At 44.0% G+C, this 7,180-nt stretch carries 7 protein-coding genes; 1 reads left to right on the plus strand and 6 read right to left on the minus strand.

Annotated features, from left to right (window positions below; all coding sequences use genetic code 11):
• Window positions 1–80: 80 nt before the first annotated feature.
• The 6 genes from lapB to sohB form a co-directional block, all read right to left on the minus strand.
• Window positions 81–1,256, minus strand: coding sequence for a lipopolysaccharide assembly protein LapB (gene lapB / locus CAG69_RS07780; RefSeq protein WP_005376665.1), 1,176 nt, complete (start codon window positions 1,254–1,256; stop codon window positions 81–83).
• Between the two features lie 18 nt (window positions 1,257–1,274).
• Window positions 1,275–1,571, minus strand: coding sequence for a LapA family protein (locus CAG69_RS07785; RefSeq protein WP_005397112.1), 297 nt, complete (start codon window positions 1,569–1,571; stop codon window positions 1,275–1,277).
• A gap of 263 nt (window positions 1,572–1,834) precedes the next feature.
• Window positions 1,835–2,116, minus strand: coding sequence for an integration host factor subunit beta (ihfB, locus tag CAG69_RS07790; protein WP_005385816.1), 282 nt, complete (start codon window positions 2,114–2,116; stop codon window positions 1,835–1,837).
• A gap of 213 nt (window positions 2,117–2,329) precedes the next feature.
• Window positions 2,330–4,000 (minus strand): 30S ribosomal protein S1, encoded by a 1,671-nt coding sequence (rpsA, locus tag CAG69_RS07795; RefSeq protein ID WP_005385817.1) that lies wholly within the window; start codon window positions 3,998–4,000, stop codon window positions 2,330–2,332.
• A gap of 110 nt (window positions 4,001–4,110) precedes the next feature.
• Entirely contained in the window at window positions 4,111–4,791 is a 681-nt protein-coding gene (gene cmk, locus CAG69_RS07800) for a (d)CMP kinase (protein WP_005397113.1), read from the minus strand.
• 208 nt (window positions 4,792–4,999) lie between these two features.
• Window positions 5,000–6,061 carry a protease SohB gene (gene sohB, locus CAG69_RS07805; protein WP_161443560.1) on the minus strand — a complete coding sequence of 354 codons (1,062 nt, stop codon included), beginning with the start codon at window positions 6,059–6,061 and terminating at the stop codon, window positions 5,000–5,002.
• A 254-nt stretch (window positions 6,062–6,315) separates the two neighbouring features.
• Between sohB and CAG69_RS07810 the strand changes: the two genes are divergently transcribed.
• On the plus strand, window positions 6,316–7,062 hold the full coding sequence (locus CAG69_RS07810) for a YciK family oxidoreductase (RefSeq protein WP_005372980.1): 747 nt from the start codon (window positions 6,316–6,318) through the stop codon (window positions 7,060–7,062).
• Window positions 7,063–7,180 lie beyond the last annotated feature (118 nt).

The following is a 7,180-nucleotide window of genomic DNA, read 5'->3' on the forward strand; positions in this document are numbered from 1 at the left end:
ATCTCCTAACTATTTTGGTTCTTATTAAATAAAAAGTTAAAAAAATGCAGCGGACAGAAATTCTGCCAGCTGCATTAAAATTATTCACCATCCAATCCGCGGATTGGCTTGATCGTCCCCCACCCTTTACAGGATGGGCAGTGCCAATAAAGGGAATGAGTAGAAAACCCACACTTCCGGCATCGGTAGTGTGGTTTCACTTTTAACTGTTCACCCACCATCGCTTGTAGCGTCGATAGACTGTCCTTCGCGCGACCGTCTTCTGCTTCAGCAATGTGGTAGTCAATTAATCGATAAAAGCCCTTCATGGTTGGATTTTTCAGCAGCTGTTTGGTCAGCAGCTCTTGTGCAGCCCCGACGTTCTCGTGGTGAGCAACCAACTGAGCCAACATTAACTCGGCTGATACGCCTGCTTTCTTATCAATACAAGCTCGCAGAAACTCGACAAGTTCATCTTCCTGGCCCAGATGATGGTAGCACTCTGCAATGGTTGGTAAGACATCGCTGATAAAGTCTTTGTCTTGCTCAAGCACACCCGTCAGGTATTTTATCGTGTGTTTATAATCTTCAGACTCTAGATAAATTCGTCCCAAAGCAATACTCGCTCGAACACACTTTGGGTCTTCTGCTAGGGCTTTTTTAAAGTGCTGTATAGCCTTATTAGTATTACCATCGGCCTGGTCAAGCATGGCAATTTCACACCAAAAATGAGCAATATTCGCACGCATTCTGGAGCGTTTATTACCCAACTTAGCCAATTGATTGGCGTAATAAATTGCTTTTTCCCATTCACGCGTTTGTTGGTAAATAGTTACCAATTGCTGAAGGGCCGCTTCTTTGTAATCTGGCTCTTCGACTAACTGCTCGAAGATTTTCTCTGCACGATCAAGAAAACCTGAGACCATGTAGTCTTTCGCTAACTGTTGAAGGGCGAGGTTCTTTTGGTCCAGTGTTAAGCCTGAACGAGAAATAAGATTTTGGTGAATTCTGATTGCGCGGTCGACTTCACCACGAGACCGGAACAGGTTACCCAACGCAAGGTGAGTATCGATTGTCTCGTTATCAACTTGGAGCAATTCAATAAAGTGATCAACAGCCTTATCTGATTGGTCAGAGAGCAGCAGATTAAGACCCGTCATATACTGACGAGAGATTTGATGAGATTGCTTCTGCTTGTCTTGCTGAGCGCTGCGATGCCCCATATACCAGCCATACGCAGCAGCTATAGGCAATAACAAGAAGAGTAGTTCAAGCATTAAAGTTAAGCCTTATCCTTATGCCTGTTTTTCGATGGCTGGCTTATCAGCAGGTTTGTTTGCATCTGTAGGTTCGTACTTTTTCAGTTTTTTCTTTAAACGACGAACTTGTAGCTGAGTTTTCAGCTGGATACTACCAAAGATAACCCACGCTAAAGCAAAGCCAACCACAAATACCACACCTAATAGTGTAGATAAGTGGAACTCTCCTTTGGCTAGAAGATAGTTAAAAGTCACGAGCTCTTGGTTTTGGGAACCTAACGCCAATGCAATTAAAAAGAGAGCTAAAACAGCAACGATTTTTATAATTTTCATTTACATCACCCTTCTAGGAGTAAGTCGGTAAGATTATGCAGGAAAATGCTTCTTCAGACTACGTATATTAGCAATAATCTATACCCAAGTAACCTCAAGATGCTTAGTTTGTAGACACGCCTAGAAGTTAAAGTTACTTGGGTGTAGAAAGCTGCAAAGAAAACAGCCAGAATCAACAGCTCGCTTCGTAAACTGCTTGGATACATTACAAAAAAGCGGCATACACAAACGTATGCCGCTTTTTTCAAACTAATAAGAGTGCGTTAGCCAATATTTACACGCTCACGAAGCTCTTTACCAGGTTTGAAATGTGGAACGTATTTACCTTCCAATTCCACTTTATCGCCCGTTTTAGGGTTACGACCTACGCGAGGCTCGCGGTAATGAAGAGAAAAACTACCAAAGCCACGGATCTCGATACGGTCACCGCTCTCTAGCGTAGAGGCCATGTGCTCTAAAATATCTTTTACAGCATCCTCTACCTCTTTCGCTGATAAGTGTGTTTGCTCAGCGCAGAGTCTTTCAATCAGTTCAGACTTAGTCATAGTTGCCCTCTTTGAGTATCTTTATCACTTATTATAGTAAGTAATACTAATTCCAACAAACACTTGCTGACAATTCTAGACAAATTTTATGCAAAATGCGCAATGAAGAAATGCCTTTTATTAAGATAGTTTACCGTCATTAGTATTACTACTTAAATATGCTCAAATATAAAAAAGGAGCCTTGCGGCTCCTTTTTTGCTTAAGCGAGTATATTATTCGCCTTTAGCAGCTTTGAAAGCGTCAGCCATTGCGTTACCGAATGCATTGTCATCTTGCTTGTTGATAGATGCCATTGCTTCTTGCTCGTCAGCTTCGTCTTTAGCTTTGATAGATAGGTTGATTACGCGGTTCTTACGGTCTACACCTGTGAACTTCGCTTCAACAACATCACCAGCGCTTAGGATTAGAGAAGCATCTTCTACGCGATCGCGAGATACTTCAGAAGCACGGATGTAACCTTCAACGCCTTCTGCGATTTCAACAGTAGCGCCTTTAGCGTCAACAGCAGTTACAGTAGCGTTAACTAGAACACCTTTCTTGTTGTCAGCAACGTAAGCATTGAATGGGTCGTTTTCCATTTGCTTGATGCCTAGAGAGATGCGCTCACGCTCAGCGTCTACTGCTAGAACAACTGCAGAGATCTCGTCGCCTTTCTTGTACTCACGTACAGCTTCTTCGCCAGCAACATTCCAAGAAATGTCAGATAGGTGAACTAGACCGTCGATGCCGCCTTCTAGACCGATGAAGATACCGAAGTCAGTGATAGACTTGATCTTACCAGTAACTTTGTCGCCTTTAGCTTGTGCTTCAGCGAATGACTGCCATGGGTTAGCTTTACACTGTTTCAGGCCTAGAGAGATACGACGACGTTCTTCGTCGATTTCAAGAACCATAACCTCAACTTCGTCGCCAACATTAACAACTTTAGAAGGGTGGATGTTCTTGTTAGTCCAATCCATTTCTGAAACGTGAACTAGACCTTCAACGCCTTCTTCGATTTCAACGAAGCAGCCGTAGTCAGTTAGGTTAGTTACGCGACCAGTTAGTTTGTGACCTTCTGGGTAACGCTTAGCGATTGCTACCCATGGATCTTCGCCTAGTTGCTTAAGACCTAGTGATACGCGAGTACGCTCACGGTCGAACTTAAGAACTTTAACTTGGATCTCGTCACCAACGTTAACGATTTCAGATGGGTGCTTAACGCGCTTCCAAGCCATATCAGTGATATGTAGAAGACCGTCAACGCCACCTAGGTCAACGAACGCACCGTAGTCAGTAAGGTTCTTAACGATACCTTTAACTTCAGAACCTTCTTGTAGAGTTTCTAGAAGCTCGTCACGCTCAACGCTGTTTTCAGATTCGATAACAGCACGACGTGAAACAACTACGTTGTTACGTTTTTGGTCAAGTTTGATAACTTTGAACTCTAGCTCTTTGTTTTCTAGGTGAGCAGTGTCGCGGATTGGACGTACGTCTACTAGAGAGCCAGGAAGGAAAGCACGGATACCGTTTAGTTCAACAGTGAAACCGCCTTTAACTTTACCGTTGATGATACCAACAACAGTTTCAGCTTCTTCGTAAGCTTTCTCAAGTACGATCCAAGCTTCGTGACGCTTAGCTTTCTCACGAGAAAGTTGAGTTTCACCGAAACCATCTTCAACAGCGTCTAGAGCTACGTCTACTTCAGCGCCAACTTCAACTTCAAGTTCGCCAGCAGCGTTCTTGAACTGTTCAGCAGGGATAGCAGATTCAGACTTAAGACCAGCGTCAACAAGAACGAAACCGTTCTCGATAGCTACTACAGTACCTTTAACGATGCTGCCTTGTTGGAATTCTGTTTCGTTTAGAAACTCTTCAAAGAGTTGAGCAAAAGATTCAGTCATTTAGTTAATCTTCAATAAATTAAACTTCCACGGGTATCCTACCGCATGGGGTTATTAAATTCGCCAGTCATCATCCTTGCGACCAACGCTCTTAGTCTAGCCGAGTATCATTACTCAGCTAGCTTCGATTCGATATATTGTAGTGCCTTTTCTACTACTTCGTCGATAGTCATCGACGTAGAATCTAGCACAAGCGCATCCTCAGCAGGGCGTAATGGCGCCACTGGGCGGTTACGATCTCGGTCGTCACGCTCTTGGATCTCGCTTAAAAGGTCAGCAAATTTAACATCTAAGCCTTTCTCTTGCAACTGTTTAAGGCGTCGATTTGCACGCTCTTCTGCGCTCGCATCAAGGAAGATTTTCGCTTGTGCACTTGGGAATACAATTGTGCCCATATCACGACCATCAGCCACTAGGCCCGGAGCGGCCTCAAATGCACGCTGACGACGTAATAATGCTTCACGAACACGTGGCAGAGCCGCAACTTTAGATGCTGCCATACCCGTTTCTTCTTTGCGAAGCTCCCCTGACACATCTTCGCCTTCTAGAACGACCTTAACTAAGTCACCCTCTGCGATAAATTGAACGTCTAGGTGTGTTGCCAGAGGGACAAGTGCGTCTTCTGACTCTGTGTCGACACCGTGGTGAATCGCAGCGAGTGCAAGTACACGATAAATTGCGCCAGAATCTAAGAGTTGGAAACCCAACTTTTTCGCCAGCAACATACATAAAGTGCCTTTACCTGCACCACTAGGTCCATCTACGGTTACAACCGGAGTTTGAGAGGACATGTTCTTCTCCACCTATAGTTTCTTTTCAGCAATTTGCTCGGTTTTCGAGGCGCGCATTATACGGGTAATCGCCCTTTGGAGCGAGGAAAAATGTCGTGTAAAGCATTACACCTAATGCGCAATTGGATTCATCAATAAACATAAGGTTCAACAAAAACGGCGAGAGCTTCCACCCTCGCCGTTTCAAATTTCATGATCTTAGGTTCGATTAAACAATCGGTTTTTGACCACGCTCAGCTAACTTTAAGATCACGCTGTCAGCAACTTTGCCCGCGACACCTGCTAGCTTGTCTGCCAGTTTTTTCTTCTGTACATAATGCACAGAAAGTACGGTTTTATCTTTGCATGCCGCAACAACGATATCATCAGATGTACTAATATCATCCACCAAACCAAGCTCTTTCGCTTGTGTACCGAACCAGTGCTCACCTGTGGCTACTTTGTCTAGGTCCAAACTAGGACGACGCTCGCGAATGAAGTCTTTAAACAAGACATGTGTTTCTTCAAGCTCTTGCTTAAACTTATCGCGCGCTTTATCGGTATTCTCACCAAACATCGTTAGCGTGCGTTTATATTCACCCGCGGTTAGTTGTTCGTACTCAATGTCATGTTTCTTCAACAGTTTGTTGAAGTTAGGAATTTGTGCGATAACGCCAATAGAACCCACAATTGCAAACGGTGCAGAAACAATCTTATCTGCGACACATGCCATCATGTAACCGCCACTTGCCGCAACTTTGTCTACAGAGATAGTCAGAGGAAGACCCGCAGCTTTAATTCGGTCCAGTTGAGAAGAGGCAAGGCCGTAGCCATGAACCATACCACCGCCAGATTCTAAACGAAGTAATACTTCATCGCCTTCACGTGCGACAGCCAAAATAGCAGTGATCTCTTCACGTAAAGACGCAACTTCTTTTGCATCTATGCTACCGTTGAAATCAAGAACGAATAGGTGTGGTTCACGCTTGCTATCTAATGAACCGTCTTTGCTCGCTTGTTTGATCTCTTTTTCACGAGATTTGTTTTTCTCTTTCTCTTCTTTCTTGACCGCTTTATCTCGAGCTTTGATGAAAGCATCGTCATGCAAATGATGTTCTAACTGCTCAACAGATTGTTTGTGTTGCTCTGAAAGGTTGGTAATCTCTAACTCCCCTTTCACCGCACCCGATTTGCCACCAGCCGATTTTGCAATAATGAGCAGAACAATTATCGCAGCAACCACCGTGATAATTTTGGCCAGAAACAGACCATAATCTAATAAAAATTCCAACGAGAGCTCCTTTATCTCATTTCAGATGACGTTAGTATGTTACGCAGAAACATCAGCGAGAAGGCAGCGCGGTTTGTAACCACTTGTTCTGATTGATAGCATACCTAACGAAAGTTCTGGAATTGGTATAACACATGAATTGGTGTATTGTAACCATCTTGTCACGATTACCAAGATTTTCCATTGAGAAACAGGCGTTTTTTAGCGTCAATTAACTATCATGGACCCTCTTACAATAATAAGGATTTATCGCCGTGAACTACTCCGTTTCAGCTGATGCTCTAAAAGGTAAAGTCATTCTTGTTACTGGCGCTGGTAATGGCATCGGCCGTCAAGCCGCGCTTTCTTATGCCGAGCACGGTGCAACTGTTATTCTTTTGGGTAGAAATGTGCAAAACCTTGAATCTATCTATGATGAGATTGAAGCAGCTGGCTATCCACAAGCCGCTATCATTCCTCTGGATCTCAAGGGTGCAACTCAGCAGAATTACATTGATATGGCAGAGACAATCGAAGGACAGTTTGGTCGCTTGGATGGTCTATTACACAACGCAGGTGTCTTGAGTTCGCTGTGTCCATTTGATCAAATCAAAGAGGAAGACTTCGACGATATCATGCAGATCAACGTGAAAGCCGAAGTGCTAATGACTCAAGCACTACTGCCTGTGATGCGTAAATCAGAAGCTGGGCGTATTATCTTTACCTCTTCGACCGTCGGCCACTCTGGCCGCGCATTCTGGGGGCCATACGCTATCTCTAAATTTGCCGTAGAAGGCATGATGCAAGTTTTAGCTGACGAGCTGAGTGATACGCCGATCCGCGTTAACGCAATTAACCCTGGTGCCACTCGTACTCGCATGCGTGAAAAAGCATATCCGGGTGAAGATGCAAATACTCTCAAAACGCCACTGGATATCATGCCGCTATATTTGCACTTAATGGATCCTGCGGTTACCGATGTGAACGGTCAGTGCATCGACGCTCAACCGAAGCGTAAATAACTCATTCAGGTTACCTCACATAATCGATTGAAAAGGCAGCAAACGCTGCCTTTTTTCATTTCTCTCTTCATAAAAATCTTGCGACTTTCTCTCACAGAAATATACTGTACATACATAC

It is taken from the genome of Vibrio sp. V43_P6S15P86 (assembly GCF_009904725.1).
GTDB lineage: Bacteria > Pseudomonadota > Gammaproteobacteria > Enterobacterales > Vibrionaceae > Vibrio > Vibrio diabolicus.